General features: G+C 61.1%; 15 protein-coding genes. 8 read left to right on the top strand and 7 right to left on the bottom strand.

Annotated elements, in window-relative coordinates; translation table 11 throughout:
* Positions 1-224: 224 nt before the first annotated feature.
* Together FHT76_RS19855 and FHT76_RS19850 are read left to right on the top strand one after the other, a co-directional pair.
* The gene (locus FHT76_RS19855; protein ID WP_259185773.1) at positions 225-1097 is read left to right on the top strand and encodes a Hint domain-containing protein; all 873 of its coding nucleotides are present in this window, start codon (positions 225-227) and stop codon (positions 1095-1097) included.
* A 369-nt stretch (positions 1098-1466) separates the two neighbouring features.
* The gene (locus FHT76_RS19850; RefSeq protein WP_183755794.1) at positions 1467-1934 is read left to right on the top strand and encodes an Hsp20 family protein; all 468 of its coding nucleotides are present in this window, start codon (positions 1467-1469) and stop codon (positions 1932-1934) included.
* Between the two features lie 66 nt (positions 1935-2000).
* On the opposite strand, the gene FHT76_RS19845 is transcribed toward FHT76_RS19850, so the two are convergent.
* The gene (locus FHT76_RS19845; protein ID WP_016557099.1) at positions 2001-3005 is read right to left on the bottom strand and encodes a bile acid:sodium symporter family protein; all 1005 of its coding nucleotides are present in this window, start codon (positions 3003-3005) and stop codon (positions 2001-2003) included.
* A 93-nt stretch (positions 3006-3098) separates the two neighbouring features.
* Between FHT76_RS19845 and FHT76_RS19840 the strand changes: the two genes are divergently transcribed.
* Positions 3099-3956, top strand: a complete 858-nt coding sequence (locus FHT76_RS19840) for a LysR substrate-binding domain-containing protein (RefSeq protein WP_183862245.1) — start codon at positions 3099-3101, stop codon at positions 3954-3956.
* 77 nt (positions 3957-4033) lie between these two features.
* On the opposite strand, the gene FHT76_RS19835 is transcribed toward FHT76_RS19840, so the two are convergent.
* Positions 4034-4531: a GNAT family N-acetyltransferase gene (locus FHT76_RS19835; RefSeq protein WP_183862243.1), complete on the bottom strand. Its 498-nt coding sequence runs from the start codon at positions 4529-4531 to the stop codon at positions 4034-4036.
* A gap of 260 nt (positions 4532-4791) precedes the next feature.
* On the opposite strand from FHT76_RS19835, the gene FHT76_RS19830 reads away from it, so the two are divergent.
* The gene (locus tag FHT76_RS19830; protein ID WP_259128832.1) at positions 4792-4920 is read left to right on the top strand and encodes a hypothetical protein; all 129 of its coding nucleotides are present in this window, start codon (positions 4792-4794) and stop codon (positions 4918-4920) included.
* A 10-nt stretch (positions 4921-4930) separates the two neighbouring features.
* Here the strand turns inward: FHT76_RS19830 and FHT76_RS19825 are convergent, their stop codons facing one another.
* A complete protein-coding gene (locus FHT76_RS19825) occupies positions 4931-5980 on the bottom strand; it encodes a low specificity L-threonine aldolase (RefSeq protein ID WP_183862241.1) in 1050 nt (349 codons plus the stop codon).
* A gap of 544 nt (positions 5981-6524) precedes the next feature.
* Here FHT76_RS19825 and gltB point away from each other — a divergent pair.
* Both gltB and FHT76_RS19815 read left to right on the top strand, forming a co-directional pair.
* Positions 6525-11246 (top strand): glutamate synthase large subunit, encoded by a 4722-nt coding sequence (gene gltB / locus FHT76_RS19820; RefSeq protein WP_183862239.1) that lies wholly within the window; start codon positions 6525-6527, stop codon positions 11244-11246.
* 256 nt (positions 11247-11502) lie between these two features.
* Positions 11503-12957, top strand: coding sequence for a glutamate synthase subunit beta (locus tag FHT76_RS19815; protein ID WP_183755789.1), 1455 nt, complete (start codon positions 11503-11505; stop codon positions 12955-12957).
* A 113-nt stretch (positions 12958-13070) separates the two neighbouring features.
* Here FHT76_RS19815 and FHT76_RS19810 read toward each other — a convergent pair whose 3' ends face one another.
* Together FHT76_RS19810 and FHT76_RS19805 are read right to left on the bottom strand one after the other, a co-directional pair.
* Complete coding sequence (locus tag FHT76_RS19810) at positions 13071-14279, bottom strand: DUF459 domain-containing protein (protein ID WP_183862237.1); 1209 nt, start codon at positions 14277-14279, stop codon at positions 13071-13073.
* An 87-nt stretch (positions 14280-14366) separates the two neighbouring features.
* The gene (locus FHT76_RS19805) at positions 14367-15590 is read right to left on the bottom strand and encodes a lytic murein transglycosylase (protein ID WP_183755787.1); all 1224 of its coding nucleotides are present in this window, start codon (positions 15588-15590) and stop codon (positions 14367-14369) included.
* Positions 15591-15790: 200 nt separating this feature from the next.
* Between FHT76_RS19805 and galU the strand changes: the two genes are divergently transcribed.
* On the top strand, positions 15791-16678 hold the full coding sequence (gene galU / locus FHT76_RS19800; protein WP_016557108.1) for a UTP--glucose-1-phosphate uridylyltransferase GalU: 888 nt from the start codon (positions 15791-15793) through the stop codon (positions 16676-16678).
* Between the two features lie 65 nt (positions 16679-16743).
* Here galU and FHT76_RS19795 read toward each other — a convergent pair whose 3' ends face one another.
* Positions 16744-18267, bottom strand: coding sequence for an outer membrane beta-barrel protein (locus FHT76_RS19795; RefSeq protein ID WP_259185772.1), 1524 nt, complete (start codon positions 18265-18267; stop codon positions 16744-16746).
* Between the two features lie 125 nt (positions 18268-18392).
* Between FHT76_RS19795 and FHT76_RS19790 the strand changes: the two genes are divergently transcribed.
* Complete coding sequence (locus FHT76_RS19790) at positions 18393-19388, top strand: SIS domain-containing protein (protein WP_183862233.1); 996 nt, start codon at positions 18393-18395, stop codon at positions 19386-19388.
* Here the strand turns inward: FHT76_RS19790 and FHT76_RS19785 are convergent, their stop codons facing one another.
* Positions 19389-19844 carry an NfeD family protein gene (locus FHT76_RS19785; protein WP_183755784.1) on the bottom strand — a complete coding sequence of 152 codons (456 nt, stop codon included), beginning with the start codon at positions 19842-19844 and terminating at the stop codon, positions 19389-19391.

Genomic DNA, 19844 nt, shown 5'->3' with positions numbered 1-19844 from the left:
GTCGAGTAAAGCGGATAGGCGATTGCCCTGTCAAATCAAAGAAAAATGCACCTATACCTCGGGCCTTTTCCAGGCTGAACGATTCAGTTTTTGCAACGTCCTTCGCTGCCATTATGCCTTGCCTACTCCCTTTTCGGTAGGGCCTAGCTCTATTCTGCGAAGTTCAATGCAATGCAACTTATTGTAACATAGGCGGGTATTACTCTTTTCAAAAGGACGCCAGCATGTCATCCACGGAAGATCCGAAGCTGCCACGCAATACCGCGCGCAGACATTTTCTAGGTGTTGCCGCTGCCGCCGGTGCGCGGCTCGCTGGTGTTGCGGCCTTGGCGACGGCAGCTTCCAAGTCTCCCGCGAGTGCAATGGGGCGGCGCTGGGGGCGTGGTCACTCTGGTGGAGGCGGGAATGGCTCCGGCGGACAGGGAGGCTCCGGTGGAGGCGGCGGTGGCGGCGGAGCACAGTGCTTCCTGCGTGGGACGGCGATCCTCACCGATTGCGGCGAAAAGCCTGTCGAGGATCTGCGCGTCGGCGATAACGTTGCCCTTCCGGACGGGAGCGCCCGTCCAGTCAAATGGGTGGGCCGGCAGGTTTTCAAGAAGAGCGGTGCGCGCTGGCATGAAGGTGTCGTGCCGATCCGCGTTTCCCGCCACGCGCTGGATAGCCGCACACCACATTCCGATCTCTACCTGTCGCCAGGCCATGCGCTGTTTCTGAACGGAGTGCTGATCCGCGTGAGGGATCTCGTCAACGGCACGACAATCGCGCCGGTCGTTCCTGCCGATGATACCTCGATCGAGTATTATGCTGTCCTGCTCAGTACCCACGAGGTCATTCTTGCCGAAGGTGCTGCGGCCGAGACCTTCCATCCGTCGGAGAGCAATTACGAGAACTTCTCCAATTTTGCGGAGTACAAGCGCCTCTATGCCGAGGAGCGCACCGTGATGACATCCTACGCGCCGGTGGTGGGCGAGGAAGGTGGTTGGAAGCACCTGAAGGCGCTTCTTCAGCTTGGCGCTTCGCCTCTAGTGCCGATGTACGATCCGTTCGGGGACGCCTGCGAGGCGATCAATACGCGAGCCAAAGAGCTGTCGGTCTGACAGGCTGCAAGCTTCCTCGTCTTCGAGTTACACCATAAAAAAGACCGGCATGCGAAACTTGAGGGTTCCGCGATGCCGGCCGGAGATCGGGCTGAAGACGAAGGGACGATACACTCCAGCCATCGGGCCAGTGTCACCCGATGGCACTATTGCTATGCCTCCTGTCATGAACGGCTTCCGAACTGCATGTTCATATGCCGTTCACGCAAGGTAAGTTCCCTCTTCAGGCGAGGGGCTTGAACTCCACAAAAACCATCCCCACATCATTTCTGCAGGCGCCAAACGGGCCTGCTAAACCGTCCCGGAGCTGCCGAACAAGGGGTTTCAGGGGCAATTATCGCAAACACGTCGCTTCCTCAGGAGGACATCATGCGTCACGTAGACTTCTCTCCCCTTTATCGTTCCACCGTCGGTTTCGACCGCCTCTTCACCATGCTCGACAGCCTCGGTCAGCCTGACCAGGGCCAGACCTATCCGCCCTACAACATCGAGCGTACCGGCGAAAACACCTACCGCATCACCATGGCCGTTGCCGGTTTCGACGAGACCGAAATTTCCATCGAGTCGCAGGCCCACGCTCTGACAGTCAAGGGCGAGAAGAGCGAAGAAAAGGCTGAAGGTAGCGAGTTCCTTTATCGTGGCATCGCCAAGCGCGCCTTCGAGCGCCGCTTCCAGCTTGCCGACCACGTCGAGGTCACTGCCGCTTCGCTGAAGAACGGTCTGCTCCACATCGACCTGCTTCGCAGCATTCCGGAAGCCATGAAGCCGCGCAAGATCGCGATTGCGGCTGAGCCAGTGAGCGCGCCGAAGGCCATCGAGGCACAGGTCGCCAAATAATCGGTCCTCCCAAGACCAATCCTGCAGGCGGCGCTCATCCGAGCGCCGCTTTCTTATTGGCCAACGTCAGGCGGGGCTTGCTGCTTCTTCGGCTTCTTCTTCGGTGATCCGGTGCGCGGCCTTTGCCGCATATTTCTGCGCGATCACGGCGCAGACCATCAGCTGTATCTGGTGGAACAGCATCAGCGGCAGCACGATCGCGCCGATCGATTGACCGGCGAAGATCACGCTCGCCATCGGCGCGCCGCTGGCGAGGCTCTTTTTCGAGCCGCAGAAGGTGATGGTGATCTCGTCGGCCTTGTTGAAGCCCAGCAAACGGCTCCCGTACATGGTGAAACAGAGCACGAAGGCGAGCAGAGCGGTGTCGGCGACGATGACCGCCGCGATATCGCCGATCGAGAAGGTGTGCCACAATCCCTCGACGACGGCCGTGCTGAAGGCGAGATAGACGACCATCAAGATCGAGCCCCGGTCGACAGGCATCAACAGCTTCTTCTTTGCGCGGATCCAGCCGCCGATCCAAGGCTCCAGCACCTGGCCGACGACGAAGGGCAGCAACAGCTGCAAGAGGATCTGCTGCAGCGCATCCCAGGAGAAGCCGCCATGGCCGCCGACGGAAAACAGCAGGCCGACCAGCAGCGGCGTCAGGAACATGCCAAAGATGTTCGATGCCGAGGCCGAGCAAATAGCGGCCGGGACATTGCCGCCAGCCATAGAGGTGAAGGCGATCGAGGATTGCACCGTCGATGGCAGGACGCTGAGGTACAGGAGCCCGAGGTAGAGCGGCTTCGGCAAGATCCAATCAGGCACGAAACCGAGACCGAGGCCAAGGATCGGGAAGAGGCCGAACGTCGTCAGCAGGATAACGAGGTGGAGCCGCCAGTGCAGAAGACCGGCGATCACCACATCGCGGGAGAGGCGGGCACCATGCAGGAAGAAGAGCAGGGCGATGGCTAGGTTCGTCGCGATCCCGAAGTAGCCGGCGAAGGCCCCTCTCGCCGGTAACAGCGAGGCAAGGACGACCGTGCAAACCAATAGGGTTGTGAAGCTATCGGGCAGAAAACGGCGCATGACGAATACTCTTCGTGAGCAGTGGATCATCTGTCTTTCTTCCATTATGATACAGGATGCAACGAATAACAGTTATTGTGTTTCTGGATTAACATGCTGGATCTTACGCAACTGCGCAGTTTTGTTGCCGTCGAACAGATGGGAAGCTTCACGCTTGCCGCGGAGCGGCTTGGCCTCGGACAGTCGACGGTCAGCCAGCATATCCAGCGGCTCGAAAGCGCAGTGGGCCGGCGTCTGCTGGCGCGTGACACCCATAAGGTGCTGTTGACCACCGACGGCGAGGCGCTGCTTAGCCATGCCCGGGCGATGCTGGCGATCGAGGCACAGGTCCACTCACAATTCAGAGGGCAGAAGCTGCGCGGGAATCTTCGGCTCGGTGTGTCGGAAGATTTCGTGACCAGCCAGCTTCCGGCCGTACTCGAGGATTTCGTGCGTTCGCACCCCTCAGTCGATCTGGAGTTGACGGTGGCGCTCTCCGGTACGCTCTACGAGATGCAGGACAATGGCGAGATCGACCTGGTGTTGGCGAAGCGCCGGCTGGGGGACGCCCGCGGGCGTCTGGTCTACCGCGAGCCGCTCGTCTGGCTGGCGCGTGATCCGGAGCACGTGTTGGGCGCCGGGCCGCTGCCATTGATCGCCTTCCCTCCGCCGAGCGTGACGCGCAGCATTGCGCTCGAGGCGCTGGGCCGCACCCGAACCGCCTGGCGCATCGTCTGCACCTGCGGCAGCCTGAGCGGCCTGACTGCGGCGGCGCGGGCGGGCATGGGGGTGCTGGTACAGCCGCGAAGCATGGCGCCGTCCGGGTTGAAGGAAATCGGCAAAGGCAGGCTGCCCGTGCTTGAGGATGTAGAGTTCGTGCTGGTGCCGCGCAAGGGAGCGGACCAGGCACTGGTGTCAGCGCTATCGGACGATATTCTCGGCAAGGTGCGTAGTCTTCGCACCAACGCATGACAGAAAGAAGCCGGTTGGCTGCCGAACAAACGTTGGAAGCCGGTTTCACGACCTGTCTAGCGAGATCAGCGTCCCCGTCACGTGGCGTTGAAACCGTCGTGGTAGCTGACTTTACCTGCGGGCGTGGGGCCGTCGAACACTAAGCGCATGAAATATTCGGGCGGAGCCGCCTCAAAGATCAGGTTGGCGTCATTCTGAAAGCCGAAGCGGGTGTAGTAGCCGGGATCGCCGAGAACGACGCAACCCTTGGCGCCGATATCTGTGAGCCGCGCCAGGCCGTCGCGAATGAGCTTTCCGCCAATGCCCTCGCCCTGGCGGTCGGGCATCACCGAAACCGGCCCAAGTCCATACCAGTCCATGTCTTCATCGTCGATCGTAACGGGCGAGAAGGCGACATGTCCGATGACGGCAGCGTCTTCGACAGCGACGAGCGAGATTGTCAAAGCGTTCGCTTTGCGGAGTGCGTCAACGATCTCGGCTTCGGTTTGACTGCTGTACTCCATCTGCGCGAAGGCCGCTTTGGTCAGCTGGCGGATCGCCACAATGTCGCTAGGCTGTTCAGGACGGATCTTCATCAGTATTTCTCGCTTTTCGGTATCAGGGCGCAGTCCGAGATAGCGCGGTTTTGGCGTGGCAGCCAGTGGGCCGATATTCAGTACCGCACACGTCAGGGCGATCTGAAGGGCGCAAGTTTCGATCGTACTCCCGCGTAAAAGTTAATGGGCTGCTTACCATTTTAAGGCGCTCTCAACCCTGTAGCTTAGTCATCTGGTCAGGTTCGGCGCCTAGTCTCCCATCTCCCATGGTCGATCTTCGGGGCAAGGAGAACGGACCGATGACGTATGGCGTACTCTTCGTATCCGGGCTGGTTGCCTGTGTGATGCTGATTGTCGTGGCGGGACACGACGCGAAAACGACGGATAGCGGCAAGCCGCAATCCGCCGTGACGGGCCATCAGAATTGAGTCCGGGAATTCAGCCTGCAAGGCAGGCAAGGAAGCCGTCGACGTCCGCCTCTTCAGTCGCGAAGCTGGTGACGAGCCGGATCAGGGTTTGATCCGGGCCGACTAGCTGGGGTGTCGCCGGCGGGACCGGCCATGCATAGAACTTGGCGCCTTTTTCCTCTGCCTGTTTCGCAGCGCTTTTCGGAATGATGGCGAAGACTTCGTTGGCGGAGGTCGGCCAGGCAAGCCGTGACCCGTTGCTTGCCGTGATGCCGGCGCGCAGGCGATCGGACATGCCGTTTGCATGGCGAGCGAGATCGAGCCAGAGATCGTTCTCGAAATAGGCGTCGAACTGGGCCGCGATGAAGCGGGACTTCGAGAACAGCTGGGCGGCGCGCTTGCGGATGAACGGCATTTCCCTCGCTTTCTCCGGATTGAAGAACACGATCGCTTCCGCGCACCAGCATCCATTCTTCGTGGCGCCGAAGGACAGCATGTCGATGCCGCGCTTCCAGGTCATCTCGGCCGCGCTGACGCCGAGGGAGACGAGGGCATTGGCAAAGCGTGCGCCGTCCATATGGAGAGGCAGTTTGTCTTTCTGGGCGATCTCGGCGATCTCATCGATTTCGGCGAGGGAATAGACGGTACCGGCCTCGGTTGCCTGTGTGATCGTGACCGCCGTTGCCCGGCCGTGCTGCACGGCGGTCTGCGGGAAGGCTGCGATCTTCTCCTTGAGCTTTTCCGGGTCGATCTTTCCCTCGGCGCCTGGAACGCCAAGCAGACGGGCGCCGCTGAAGAAGTCGGGGGCGCCGCATTCGTCGGCAATCACATGCGCCTCGGAATGACAGAAGGTGATGCCGCCTGGCCGTTGAACGCTCGCGAGCGAAAGCGAGTTCGCTGCCGTGCCGGTGCCAACGAAAAGCACTGCAACGTCGCGTTCGAAGACTTCCGCAAAGCGGCGCTCGACACGGCGGTCGAGATCACTTGCGCCATAGGCTGCGGCAAAGCCGTCGGACTCCCTGAGCAGACGTTCGGCGATGGATCGATGGGCGCCTGCCCAGTTGTCGGATGCAAAATACATGGATGGGGACCGCTTGGGATGTGGTGGGAGATCAGGTTCGGGGGGCGACATTACGCCAACATTTCGGCTGGTCAAAGGGCCGGCGCGGAATCCATCACAAAAATTGACTTCAGCAATCAATAAACAAAATGATGCGAAGCTGCGTAATTTTCTGTCGCCAGAAACGATTCTATTGGCAATATTCGGTCGCGAGGCGCCGATTTTTTGATTTTACCGTCTTGCATGGACCATATGTTTCTGGCATAGATCGAGTGAATTAGGACAGGGTTGCTGTCCTATTTGGCCGCGATGGCCGAGGAGATGCCAAAAAACCTTACACTTGTAGGGTTTCACGCTATAGTTCTCCAAAATACGGGCGAATGCCCGTGTGCGGAGGCGGAATGGCAGGCGCAGGAGCGCAACGGCTGCTTTCCCTGGAGAGCCTGCCGCCGGCGACCGGATCTTCGATTAATGCAACAGCGCTGTCACGCGCCGAACCTAGGATCAGGGACGGTGCGGGGCAAAGAGCCGCCGCAGTCCCCGCGGGCTCTGACAGGAGGGAAAGATGACGAAGACGCCATCCACGGGTTTTGACCAGTTCGCAGCAGCAACGACGCGCGCGACGGCCAATGCGCGTAAATTCGCCTCCGGTTTGCCGCGAAAACAGGGCCTCTACGATCCGCGCAACGAGCATGATGCCTGCGGCGTCGGCTTTGTCGCCCACATGAAGGGTCAGAAGTCGCACCAGATCGTCAAGGACGGTCTCTTCATTCTCGAGAACCTGACGCACCGTGGTGCCGTCGGCGCCGATCCGCTGATGGGCGATGGCGCCGGTATTCTCGTCCAGATCCCAGACCGCTTCTTCCGCGAGGAAATGGCCAAGCAGGGCATTACCCTTCCAAAGGCGGGTGAGTATGGCGTCGGTCATATCTTCATGCCGCGCGACGAAAAGCAGATCGCGCATTTCAAGAAGGTGATGCAGGACGTCATCTCCGAAGAGGGCCAGGTTCTCATCGGCTTCCGCGACGTGCCCGTCGACAACACGTCGCTGTCGAAGGCGCCCGATATCGCCGCTACCGAACCGCATCACTGTCAGATATTCATCGGCGCCGGCGACGATGCCGCGACCACCGATGAATTCGAACGCCGCCTGTTTACGCTGCGCAAGGTGATTTCCAACCGCATCTACGACGAATTCGACGGTGAGGAGAGCCACTTCTACCCCGTGTCGCTCTCGTCGGCGACGATCGTCTACAAGGGCATGTTCCTGGCCTACCAGGTGGGCGCTTATTATAAGGATCTGTCGGACCCGCGGTTCGAAAGCGCTGTCGCCCTCGTGCATCAGCGCTTCTCGACCAACACCTTCCCGTCTTGGAAGTTGGCGCATCCTTATCGCATGGTCGCCCACAACGGCGAAATCAACACGCTGCGCTCCAACGTCAACTGGATGGCGGCGCGCCAGGCATCGGTTTCCTCGCCGCTCTTCGGCGACGACATCTCCAAGCTTTGGCCGATCTCCTATGAAGGCCAGTCGGACACGGCCTGCTTCGACAACGCGCTCGAGTTCCTTGTGCGCGGCGGCTATTCCATGGCCCATGCCGTGATGATGCTGATCCCGGAGGCCTGGGCCGGCAACCAGTCGATGTCGAAGGAGCGCAAGGCGTTCTACGAATATCACGCTGCCCTGATGGAGCCGTGGGACGGCCCGGCGGCTGTCGCATTCACCGACGGCAAGCAGATCGGCGCGACGCTCGACCGCAACGGCCTGCGTCCGGCCCGCTATCTCGTCACATCTGATGATCGCGTCATCCTCGCGTCGGAAGCCGGCACGCTGCCGGTGGCCGAAGAGGACATCGTCAAGAAGTGGCGCCTGCAGCCGGGCAAGATGCTGCTGATCGACATGGAAAAGGGCAAGATCATCTCCGACGAGGAGTTGAAGACCGAGCTTGCGACCAAGCATCCGTATGGACAGTGGCTCGATCGCACGCAGTTAATTCTGGAAGAGCTGAAGCCGGTGGAGCCACGCGCGCTGCGCCGCGACGTGTCGCTGCTTAACCGCCAGCAGGCTTTCGGCTACACCACCGAAGACACCAAGATCCTGATGTCGCCGATGGCGACGACGGGTCAGGAAGCTGTCGGCTCGATGGGTACAGACACGCCGATCTCGGCGATGTCTGAAAAGTCGAAGCTGCTCTACACCTACTTCAAGCAGAACTTCGCGCAGGTCACCAACCCGCCGATCGACCCGATCCGCGAAGAGCTCGTGATGAGCCTCGTTTCGTTCATCGGGCCGCGTCCGAACATTCTCGACCACACCGGCATGGCGAACGCCAAGCGCCTGGAAGTGCGTCAGCCGATCCTGACCAACGGCGATCTCGAGAAGATCCGCTCGATCGGTCACACGGAAGACCGCTTCGACACCAAGACGCTCGACTTCACCTACGACGTCGAGCGTGGCGCCGAAGGCATGCCGGAGATGCTCGACCGTCTTTGTGAGCGCGCGGAAGCGGCGGTCAAGGGCGGCTACAACATCATCGTGCTGTCAGACCGCCAGATCGGACCGGACCGTATCGCGATCCCGGCGCTGCTCGCGACCGCAGCCGTCCACCATCACCTGATCCGCAAGGGCCTGCGCACCTCGGTCGGCCTCGTCGTCGAGACCGGCGAGCCGCGCGAAGTGCATCACTTCTGCCTGCTCGCGGGCTATGGCGCCGAAGCGATCAACCCTTACCTTGCCTTCGACACGCTGCTCGACATGCATGCCAAGGGCGAGTTCCCGAAGGAAGTGGACGCGTCTGAAGTCGTCTACCGCTACATCAAGGCGGTCGGTAAGGGCATCCTCAAGGTCATGTCGAAGATGGGCATCTCGACCTATCAATCCTATTGCGGCGGTCAGATCTTCGATGCGATCGGCCTGCAGCAGGAACTGGTCGACAAGTATTTCTTCGGCACTGCGACGATGATCGAAGGCGTCGATCTCACTGATATCGCCGAAGAGACCGTTGCCCGTCACAACTCCGCCTTCGGCAAGGACCCGCTGCTGGCGACCACGCTCGATATCGGTGGTGAGTATGCCTACCGCATGCGCGGCGAAAGCCATGCCTGGACGCCGGATGCGGTGGCCACGCTGCAGCACGCCGTTCGCGGCAATGCTGAGGACCGCTACCGCGAGTTCGCCGAGATGGTGAACACCTCGGCGCTGCGCATGAACACGATCCGTGGCCTCTTCAACATCAAGAGCGCCGATCAGCTGGGCCGCAAGCCGGTTTCGGTCGACGACGTGGAGCCTGCCGCCGAGATCGTCAAGCGCTTCTCGACCGGCGCCATGTCCTTCGGCTCGATCAGCCGCGAGGCGCATACGACGCTGGCGATCGCGATGAACAAGATCGGCGGCAAGTCCAACACCGGCGAGGGCGGCGAAGAGTCCGACCGCTACATGCCGCTGCCGGACGGTTCGTCCAACCCGGAACGCTCGGCGATCAAGCAGATCGCATCGGGACGCTTCGGTGTCACGACCGAGTATCTCGTCAACGCCGACATGCTGCAGATCAAGGTCGCGCAGGGCGCCAAGCCCGGCGAAGGCGGCCAGCTGCCCGGCCACAAGGTCGACGCGACCGTTGCCAAGACCCGTCACTCGACGCCGGGTGTCGGCCTGATCTCGCCGCCGCCGCACCACGACATCTACTCGATCGAAGATCTGGCGCAGCTGATCTACGACCTGAAGAACGTCAACCCGACGTCCGACGTGTCGGTCAAGCTCGTCTCGGAAGTCGGCGTCGGTACGGTTGCCGCCGGCGTTGCCAAGGCGCGCGCCGACCACATCACGGTCTCCGGCTTCGACGGCGGCACCGGCGCATCGCCGCTGACCTCGCTGAAGCACGCGGGTTCTCCGTGGGAAATCGGCCTTGCCGAGACGCAGCAGACGCTGGTGCTTAATGGCCTGCGTTCGCGCATCGCGCTACAGGTCGATGGTGGCCTGAAGACCGGCCGCGACGTCATCATCGGTGCGCTTCTCGGTGCCGACGAGTTCGGCTTCGCGACCGCGCCACTGATCGCCGCCGGCTGCATCATGATGCGCAAGTGCCACCTGAACACCTGTCCTGTCGGCGTTGCCACGCAGGATCCGGTTCTGCGCAAGCGCTTCAAGGGCACGCCGGAGCACGTCGTCAACTACTTCTTCTTCGTCGCCAACGAAGTGCGCGAGATCCTCGCCTCGCTCGGCTTCACCAGGCTCGATGACATCATCGGTGCTTCGGAGCTGCTCGAGAAGGACGAGATGCTGGCGCACTGGAAGTCCAAGGGTCTTGACTTCAGCCGCATCTTCCACAAGGTCGAAGCGCCGAAGGAAGCCACCTACTGGACGACGCGCCAGAAGCACCCGATCGACGACATTCTCGATCGCAAGCTGATCGCGGAAGCCGAGCCGGCACTTGCTTCGAAGACGCCTGTATCCTTCGAGGCCGATATCAAGAACGTCGACCGTTCGGCGGGCGCGATGCTGTCGGGTGAAGTTGCCAAGCGCTATAACCACCGTGGCCTCAAGGACGATACGATCAACGTGACGCTCAAAGGCACGGCCGGCCAGTCGTTCGGCGCCTTCCTGGCACGCGGCATCACCTTCAACCTGATCGGTGATGGCAACGACTATGTCGGCAAGGGCCTTTCGGGCGGCAAGATCATCGTCCGGCCGCCGGAGAATTCGAAGATCGTCGCGGAAGAGTCGATCATCGTCGGCAACACCGTTCTCTACGGTGCGACCGAGGGTGAGTGCTACTTCCGCGGTGTCGCGGGCGAGCGCTTCGCGGTCCGCAACTCGGGTGCGATCGCCATCGTCGAAGGCGTGGGCGACCACGGCTGCGAATACATGACGGGCGGTGTCGTTGTCGTTCTCGGCCAAACGGGTCGTAATTTCGCGGCCGGCATGTCCGGTGGCGTTGCCTACGTGCTCGATGAGGCCGGCGATTTCGCCAAGCGCTGCAACATGGCGATGGTCGAGCTCGAGCCGGTGCCGGAGGAAGACGACATGCTCGAGAAGCTGCATCATCACGGCGGCGACCTCATGCACAAGGGACGCGTCGACGTCTCCGGTGACATGACGCGCCACGACGAGGAGCGTCTCTACCAGCTGATCTCCAACCATCTGCACTACACGGGCTCCACCCGCGCCATGCAGATCCTGGACAACTGGGCCGACTACCGTCCGAAGTTCCGCAAGGTCATGCCGGTCGAATACCGCCGTGCCCTGGAAGAGATGGAACGCGCCCGTATGGGAATTGCGGCGGAGTAATGCTCTTGAATCGCTAGGTCTACAGCTGCTCAGACGAGGGGCACAGAGATACCGGAAAGGACGCTGATGAAAAATCGATGGTCACTATTCCACCTCTTTATATCTCTGTGCCTCGCCGTCGCAGTTTTCGCCGGGACTTCATATCTCAGCGGTGACCTGAAAACGGAATTTATAGCCCTGGGTGCGGTCATGGGACTCGCCTACTGGTACTGGGGACCTCTGGGTCTTGGGCTTTGAGATGATGAGGGACGAAAATATGGGTAAGGTCACAGGGTTTCTGGAAATCGACCGGCAGGTGGCGAAGTATCAGCCTGCATCGGATCGCATTCGGCATTTCCGCGAATTCACGATCCCGATGTCAGACCAGGAAGTACAGAAACAGGCCGCCCGCTGCATGGACTGTGGCATCCCGTATTGCCACGGTCCGACCGGTTGTCCTGTTCATAACCAGATTCCTGATTGGAACGACCTCGTCTACAACAACAACTGGGAAGCGGCGATCCAGAACCTGCATTCCACGAACAACTTCCCGGAGTTCACCGGCCGCGTCTGCCCGGCGCCTTGTGAGGAAGCCTGCACGCTGAACCTCGAAGACACGCCGGTTGCGATCAAGACCGTCGAACAGGCGATCGCTGACAAGGCCTACGAGCTCGGCTTCATCCGGCCGCAGCCGGCCACGATTCACACCGGCAAGAAGGTTGCGATCATTGGTTCCGGCCCGGCCGGCATGGCGGCTGCCCAGCAGCTCGGTCGTGCAGGTCACGAGGTTCACCTCTACGAGCGCGAATCGAAGCCCGGCGGCCTGCTGCGCTACGGTATCCCCGACTTCAAGATGGAGAAGAACTTCATCGATCGCCGTGTCGAGCAGATGAAGGGCGAGGGCGTCACCTTCCACTGTGGCGTCAATGTCGGCGTCGACGTGAAGGTCGAGCAGCTGCTCGCCGACTACGACGCGGTGCTCTATTGCGGTGGTTCGGAAACGCCGCGCGAAGCGGGCATTCCCGGCATCGAGTTTTCCGGTGTCCACGATGCGATGCCGTACCTCGTACAGCAGAACAAGCGCGTCGGCCGCGAAAACATCGACAGCGTCGGCTGGGCGTCCGATCCGATCCTGGCAGGCGCCAAGCATGTCGTCGTCGTCGGCGGCGGCGATACCGCGTCGGACTGCGTCGGCACGGCGTTCCGTCAGGGCGCAGTGAAGGTCACGCAGCTCGACATCCGCCCGCAGCCGCCGGAGAAGGAAGACAAGCTCGCTGTCTGGCCGTTCTGGGCGACCAAGATGCGCACCTCGTCCTCGCAGGCCGAAGGCGCGATCCGGGAGTTCCAGGTCGCGACGCTCGAATTCGTCGGCGAAGACGGCGTCCTGACCGGCGTCAAGTGCTGCGAAGTTGATGAGCGCCGCAAGCCGATTGCCGGCACGGAGTTCATCATCAAGGCCGATCTCGCCTTCATCGCGATCGGTTTCAGCGGCCCATTCAAGGACAGCGTGCTGAAGGAGCTCGACGGCAAGCTCACGCTCAACACCGACCGCCGCGGCTCGACCAACGTCGTTGCCAACGATAAGGACTACAAGACCTCGGTTGACAAGTTCTGGACGGCGGGCGACGTGCGCCGCGGCCAGTCGCTGGTGGTCTGGGCGATCCGCGAGGGCCGCCAGGCCGCGCGCTCCATCGACGAAGCGCTGATGGGTTCGACGGTTCTGCCGCGGTAAGCTACATAGTTGATGGTTGGATTTAGGGCCGCTTTGAGCGGCCCTTTTTCGTCGCATCCGGACCGGATTCAGCCGGCGCTTCCGCTGCACTTGAGCTGCATCAAGCGGCCGGACTATTTAATGGTGACCTGAGCCGTGGGCTTCATTGGTGCCATGCGGTAGTCATCAACGCGACCCGCGGGGGGAGCCGCCATCTCGCCGTCCTGAACCAGTAGATCGCGTGGTGACTTGGTGGCGCTGACCGGGAAGGCTCTGCCGCCAAGAAGTTCCGCGCCGCCGTCCAGGTTGGGGTCGGAGAGGCTGATCGGTTCGGTGCGGCCGGGCATTGCCACGGCGTCGATCGCCGGTGCGTTGCCTGTGTCGAGGCGAACGAGGTCCGGGCTTGCCTGCACCCCGAGAATGCGGCGCACAGGCTTCTCGACATAGAAGGCAAGCTTGCGCCGGCCGGCCTCGGTGAGGTTGATACCGTCCGAAGTGCGCAGTCGCACCTGCTGGCCATTGATGTCGGACCCGGTGACGATAAACTCGCCGCCTTCGCTGACGAAACCGTCCCAGATATCGACAAACTCGCCGCCGACCCCCTCCATCTGCTTGCGGAACAGTTGGTTCAGCTGCACGGCATCGGCGGTCATCGCCGGCGAATCGAAGGCCGGCAGGCCGACCCAGAGCAACGGGATCTTGCGGCTGGTGACCTGCTGGCCGAAGGCTACGACGCGCCGCTGATATTCGGCATACCAACCATCGGTCCTGAACTTCTCCTTGCCGATATCCGTCACCATCTGCTGACGGTCATTCGCGCCGAGCATGACGATGACCATGGCGGGCTTTGTCTCGTCCATGAGCTTTGTCAGTTGCTGTGGCCAGTCATAGTAGTCGTCTCGGACCAGACCGGAGGCGACGTTGCTGTGCGTCTCGACGACGACGCCGGGAGAATCCCTGAACGCGGCGTCCATGCCGACGCCGAGACCGCCAGCGAGAAAATCGCCGACGACGAGAATCTTCTGGGCATTGGCAAGCTTCTCGACGACCTTTTCCTCAACGACGGCGGGAGCGGTAGGACGGGGAGATGCAGCCGCTTTCGGCGCTGCGGCCTTCTTCCTCGGCGCAGGCTGTCGCTGTGGCGCGTTCTGAGACGGCGCCTGCTGCGGCGGATACTCCTGGATGTAGCGGCGACCGAGGAAGAAATCGAGAATCGAGCGGCGATAGTAATAGCGCTCCTGGGCGTCGGCGACCTGCACCGGGAGAGCGCTGAAGAAAACCACCAGCGTCGCGGTGCCGATCGCACCCCAGCGGAGCGTTACCCGGTTTACTCGTTTACGCATAATCAGCAGCCTCGCATCTGCCGGTATTCTGGCATGGAGCGGGAACTCGCGTCCACACCCCAAAATGCATGTTGCTGATTATTCCGTCTACTTGCGAAGCGCGTTGAGCAGCGGCAGCGATGGCTCGCCATCCTGCTGCATTCCCATGCGTGCCTGGACCGCCGCGATTGCGGCCTTGGATCCGCTGCCGAAGTTCCCGTCGACCTCGCCGTCGTAATAGCCGAGCGTCTTCAGGCGCGTCTGCAATTCGAACTTTTGCTTCATATCAAGCGTACCGTCCGGTCGCGGCCAGGGCTGTTTCATGCCACCGTAGCCGGCTATCTCATCAGCCAGCAGTCCAACCGCGATGGCGTAGCTGTCCGAGGCGTTATAGTTCTTGATGGTGAAGAAGTTGGCTGTCATCAGGAAGCCTGGGCCGTTTGGTCCGGCAGGCATTTTTAGCACGGCGTTGCTGCCGCCGTCACGGAAGCTCTTGCCGTTCGGGCGGGTCAGGCCAAGGGAGGCCCACTGTGCCAGCGTATGGGTCTTCCCAGCCTGCTTGCGTGCAGCGGGGGGTACTACGACCTCATATCCCCAGGTCTTGCCCGCGTCCCAGCCGTTCTTCCTCAGCAGGTTGGCAGATGTCGCCAGGGCATCCGGCACGGAGTTCCAGATATCGCGGTGACCGTTACCGTCGGCATCGACCGCGTATAGCAGGTAGCTCGTCGGAATGAACTGGGTGTGGCCCATCGCGCCCGCCCAGGAACCGGTCATGCCATCCGGCGAGATATCGCCATTCTGCAGAATCTTCAGCGCTGCAATCAGCTGCTTCTTGGCGAATTTCGCCCGCCGTTCGTCGGCGTAGGCGAGCGTCGCGAGCGCCCGCGGCACGTAGTGCAGGCGGTCATCCTTGTCGAGAACCGCACCATAGTTGGACTCCATCGACCAAATTGCGAGGAGAATCGTCTTGTCGACGCCGAACTGGCGCTGAACTGAATTCAGTGTCGAGGCGTATTTGACCGCCATCTGACGACCGATCTGAACCGTGTACGGATTTACACGGGAATCAACATAGTCCCAGATTTTCGTCGTGAATTCAGGCTGATAGGCCGCCTTTTCAAGGACCGTCGGGTCCGGATCGCTGACGCCTGCGAAGGCTTTGCGATAGGTTGCCTTGCTGATGCCATTTTGAGCGGCTGTTTGATAGAAGTCCGCGATCCACTTCTGGAACCGCTGATCGGCTTTCGCGTTGAGCGGAGCCAGACCGGCGGACGCGGTCACGATGAGTGCTAGAGCAAGACCACGAAGGGAGTTTCTGTGATTTTGAGTCATCGGCGGTCATCCGTCCTTTCGTTTCAGGCACAGCAGAGCGCGAGGTTCCGCTCAGGCCTGAGACTACCTGAACGAAGTCAACAAATTCTTTACCATGACCTAGGAACGCAGTCACCATTTGCAAAACCGTAGCAAATCTCATCTAGTCCAATCAAAATTGCCTTTTATTTCAAGCGATGAAATCATCGCAGGAGGATTGTGTGGCAGAGCATAAAAAAGTTCGCAAAGCTGTATTTCCGGTTGCGGGTCTCGGGACTCGCTTTCTCCCGGCCACGAAAGCCGTGCCGAAGGAAATGCTGACTGTCGTCGACAAACCGATCATTCAGTATGTGGTCGACGAAGCACTGGAAGCGGGCATCGAGCATTTCGTTTTCGTCACCGGCCGTAACAAGCACATCATCGAAGATTACTTCGATATCCACTTCGAGCTCGAGCAGACCCTGCGCGAGCGCAGCAAGCAGGCGGAAATGACGCTGCTTGCCGGCCAGCTTCCCAAGGCTGGTACGGTCAGCTTCACCCGCCAGCAGGAGCCGCTTGGTCTCGGCCACGCCGTCTGGTGCGCCCGCGAGATCGTCGGCAACGAGCCGTTCGCGCTGCTATTGCCCGACATGATCATGAAGAGCGAAGGCAAGGGCTGCATGAAGGGCATGATCGATCTTTATGCCCAGAGCGGCGGCAACATCATCGCCGTCGAGGAGTGCGCCCCCGATCAGGCTCACAAGTACGGTATCGTCGGTGTCGGCGACGCGGTCGGCGAGGGCTTCCGCATCACCAGCATGGTCGAGAAGCCGGCCAAGGGCACCGCTCCGTCGAACTACTTCATCAACGGTCGCTACATCCTGCAGCCTGAGGTGTTCAAGATCCTGGAAACCCAGGAACGCGGCGCCGGCAACGAAATCCAGCTGACCGACGGCATGCTGAAGTTGCTCAAGGATCAGACCTTCGCGGGCTATCACTTCCGCGGCACGACTTACGACTGCGGCGCCAAGGACGGCTTCATCCTCGCCAACGTGGCCTTCGCGCTGGAACGCGCGGATATTCGCCCGACGGTCGAAAGCGGCTTCAAGGAACTGCTGAAGGGCCTCTGAAGCAGGCCGCCGACTGAACGAACTGGATCCGCCTCCAAGCCTCCCACTTGGAGGCGGATCTCGTTTCAGCGCTTGAGTTTGAGGCCGACGCCGGCCCGCCACTGCTCGGAGTCGCTGCTCGTCTTGCGTGACGTCAGCTCGTAGCCGATGGTGCTGGTCAGATCGAGATATCGGTTGATGTTCCAGGTCAGACCGGCACTCGTGGTGTAGACCGTTTCATCACTTGTCGGGCTGTCCGAAGGATAGTCGCGATAGGTAATGCCGCCAAGCACGGTGCCCGTCAGATTGTCTCGCAACTGATGCGTGACGCCCGTCGTCAAGGCATGGGATACGTAGCCGGATTCTCCGGCGGTCGTCGACGGGTTGATGCTGGTCAGCAGGCCGATGTTAATGTCGGTACCCCTCAGCGGCGACCACAGCAGTTGTGCGTCCACGACGGCTGTATCGATGTCCGAGAGGCGGTCGTCGTCGAAGGTCGCAGTCTCATAGCCGATTCCAACCTCGCCGCGAAGTTTTTCGCCCATGTCGAGTTCGACACCGACCTTGGCGCCATAGCTGTCCCCCGAACGGCGGAAGCCGGCGGAGTCAACACTCTGGTCATAGACCGTCTTGCCGACATTGGCCTCGACAAACGGGATCAAGGCCGGGGACAGCTCATAGCCGATACGGCCGCGGATCGTGCCGTTGGTCTCGTTGCGATCGCTCAGGGAAACCGTGGTGCCGTCCGCCAAGGTGGCGTCGGAGTAAATCGTGCGGACCAGATCGATGCCGGTGCTGCCACGCAGGATGCCGAAGTCGCGCTCGATCGAGGCGCCGGTGCTGAATTCCTGGACATCGGATTGCTTGTCGGCGTTCTGCAGGGCATTCGGATCATCTGTGTCTTCGCGGTAGAAATGGTAGCCACCGATTATGTGGGCTGTCGTGTCCTGCGGAAGGTCGAGGCGCAGATCACCGTTGATCCTGAAATCCGGCTGCTCCTCGCCTTCGCCGCTGACGTTCTTTTGCCAAGCGCCGTCGGTGGTCACCAAAAGCTGATGCAACGCCCAGTCCGAAGTCAGCGTCGCGTGCATGTCTGTTTCGAGAAACGCACGCGTCTGCTTGGTGCCGGCGTCTTTCTGGGTCTCGGTGTTGATGCTCTGGGTAACGGTCGGACGCAGCACGAAGGTGCCGATGTGGATGCCGGGCGTTTCCTCGGTTGCCGGGTTGGGTTCCGGTTTGCGGCTTGGCAGCCGCTCGTCGAGCGGCGCCTCGCGCGTGTTCAGGCGTATCATGTCCTCGTCGAGAATTGCGCCGGTGGTTTCATCGCTCGGCTTCTGATCGCCAGCTGCAATGGGGGCGGCGTTTGCTCCTGACGTCGGACTTTCGGTTATCGTCGGGATGGCGGTCGGTCCTTCAGGGATATCGCTTTCATCTTCCGCCGCCGCGGTAACCGGTGCATTGGACGAGCGTATCGCGCTGTTGGAGACCGGCATCGACTGAGCAACTGCGGGTTGAGACGCGAAGACGGCGCCAACAGTCAGAGCTATGGATACGGCAAAGCCCGCCGCGCGGAGCGGCGTGAGACTGCTCGTATCCTTCCAATGGCCCATGTCTATCCTGGCATGCTTCGAAGCGTTACCCGAACGTAAAGGCTTGTGGTTAACCATTCGTTGCGCCGGTATGCCCTGCGGATCAGCCAATGGACTCAGCCGGTGAAAACCGCTAACGCAGTGCCATGACCAAAAGAGCGATAAATGTCATCGAAAACGGTGTCCTGGAGTCCGCCAGACGGACGATCGATACCGAGAGGCGGGCGCTTGAAGCATTGGAGCGCGCATTTGACGATGCCCTTGCGGTCTCCTTCATGCGCGCAGTCGAGACGATCACCGGGATCTCCGGTCGCGTCATCGTTACCGGCGTCGGCAAAAGCGGCCATATCGGTGTGAAGATCGCTGCGACGCTGGCGTCAACAGGCACGCCCGCGTTCTTCGTCCACGCTGCAGAGGCCAATCACGGCGATCTCGGCATGATCGGCACGACTGATGTCGTGCTTGCCCTCTCCAAGGGCGGAGAGAGCGCTGAGCTTCGCAGCATCATCGCCTATACGCGCCGGTTTTCGATTCCGCTGATTGCCGTCACTTGCTCTGAGAAATCGTCGCTCGCCGCCGCCTCGGACATCATTCTTTTGATGCCGAACGAAGAGGAAGCCTGCCCGCATGGACTTGCGCCGACGACGTCGACGCTGATGCAGCTTGCCATGGGTGATGCGCTTGCCATTGCATTGCTCGAGGCACGGGGCTTCACGGCGCGCGATTTCCATGTGTTCCATCCGGGCGGAAAGCTCGGCGCGAGCCTCAGCCATGTCGCTGATATCATGCATACGGGCGATCGTGTCCCGCTGGTGGCGAGGGGAACGCCGGTGCCGGTGGCGATCTCGACGTTGTCTCGCAAGCATTTCGGCTGCGTCGGCATTCTCGACGAAAACGAGCGCCTTTGCGGGATCATCACGGAAGGCGATCTGGCGCGTAATCTAACGCGCAACCTCTCCGAACTGGTGGTCGACGACATCATGACGCGGACGCCGAAGACAGTGAAGGCGACCGTGCTGGCGACGGCTGCTCTTGCAATGCTGAACCAGCACAGCATCGGTGCGCTGATCGTCGTCGATGATGACAATCGCCCGATCGGGCTCGTGCACTTCCACGATCTGCTGCGGATCGGCGTGGCCTGATCAGGCCGGCTCCACGGTCAGATCGCGGCCGCTGCTTGCCACGACCTTTACCCTGGTGCCCACTGGCAGATCGGGGCCGCTGACGCGCCAGACCGTATCGTCAAGGCGAATGCGTCCGCGCCCCTCGCGAATTGGCTCTGCCAAGGTCGCCGTGCGCCCGACGAGGCTTTCTGCCCGCTGATTGAGGAAAGGCTGGTCGGTCTCGCCATGCTGCAGGGTCAGCTTTCGGCCGATGAAGGTTGTCGCGACGGCAAGCAGCGCAAACAGGATGGCCTGCACCTGCCAGAACCAGAAGCTGTTATCCCAGAACAGCAGCGACAGAATGCCGACGATTAAGGCGGCAAGGCCGATCCAGATGAGGAAGAAGCCCGGCGCGACCAATTCTGCGGCCAACAGGATCAGGCCGGCGATCCACCAACTCCAGGGTCCGAGTTCCGCGACAAGGGCGGCGATCAT

It is taken from the genome of Rhizobium sp. BK176 (genome assembly GCF_024808055.1).
Note: the sequence above shows the minus strand (reverse complement) of the source record. Positions and strands in the feature narration are given on the sequence as shown.

What these genes read in the sequence shown, in the direction of transcription:
- FHT76_RS19855 (WP_259185773.1), top strand. Translation starts at nt 225, where the DNA reads ATGTCATCCACGGAAGATCCGAAGCTGCCACGCAATACCGCGCGCAGA.
- FHT76_RS19850 (WP_183755794.1), top strand. Translation starts at nt 1,467, where the DNA reads ATGCGTCACGTAGACTTCTCTCCCCTTTATCGTTCCACCGTCGGTTTC.
- FHT76_RS19845 (WP_016557099.1), bottom strand. Translation starts at nt 3,005, where the DNA reads ATGCGCCGTTTTCTGCCCGATAGCTTCACAACCCTATTGGTTTGCACG.
- FHT76_RS19840 (WP_183862245.1), top strand. Translation starts at nt 3,099, where the DNA reads ATGCTGGATCTTACGCAACTGCGCAGTTTTGTTGCCGTCGAACAGATG.
- FHT76_RS19835 (WP_183862243.1), bottom strand. Translation starts at nt 4,531, where the DNA reads ATGAAGATCCGTCCTGAACAGCCTAGCGACATTGTGGCGATCCGCCAG.
- FHT76_RS19830 (WP_259128832.1), top strand. Translation starts at nt 4,792, where the DNA reads ATGACGTATGGCGTACTCTTCGTATCCGGGCTGGTTGCCTGTGTGATG.
- FHT76_RS19825 (WP_183862241.1), bottom strand. Translation starts at nt 5,980, where the DNA reads ATGTATTTTGCATCCGACAACTGGGCAGGCGCCCATCGATCCATCGCC.
- gltB (WP_183862239.1), top strand. Translation starts at nt 6,525, where the DNA reads ATGACGAAGACGCCATCCACGGGTTTTGACCAGTTCGCAGCAGCAACG.
- FHT76_RS19815 (WP_183755789.1), top strand. Translation starts at nt 11,503, where the DNA reads ATGGGTAAGGTCACAGGGTTTCTGGAAATCGACCGGCAGGTGGCGAAG.
- FHT76_RS19810 (WP_183862237.1), bottom strand. Translation starts at nt 14,279, where the DNA reads ATGCGTAAACGAGTAAACCGGGTAACGCTCCGCTGGGGTGCGATCGGC.
- FHT76_RS19805 (WP_183755787.1), bottom strand. Translation starts at nt 15,590, where the DNA reads ATGACTCAAAATCACAGAAACTCCCTTCGTGGTCTTGCTCTAGCACTC.
- FHT76_RS19795 (WP_259185772.1), bottom strand. Translation starts at nt 18,267, where the DNA reads ATGGGCCATTGGAAGGATACGAGCAGTCTCACGCCGCTCCGCGCGGCG.
- FHT76_RS19790 (WP_183862233.1), top strand. Translation starts at nt 18,393, where the DNA reads ATGACCAAAAGAGCGATAAATGTCATCGAAAACGGTGTCCTGGAGTCC.
- FHT76_RS19785 (WP_183755784.1), bottom strand. Translation starts at nt 19,844, where the DNA reads ATGATCGCCGCCCTTGTCGCGGAACTCGGACCCTGGAGTTGGTGGATC.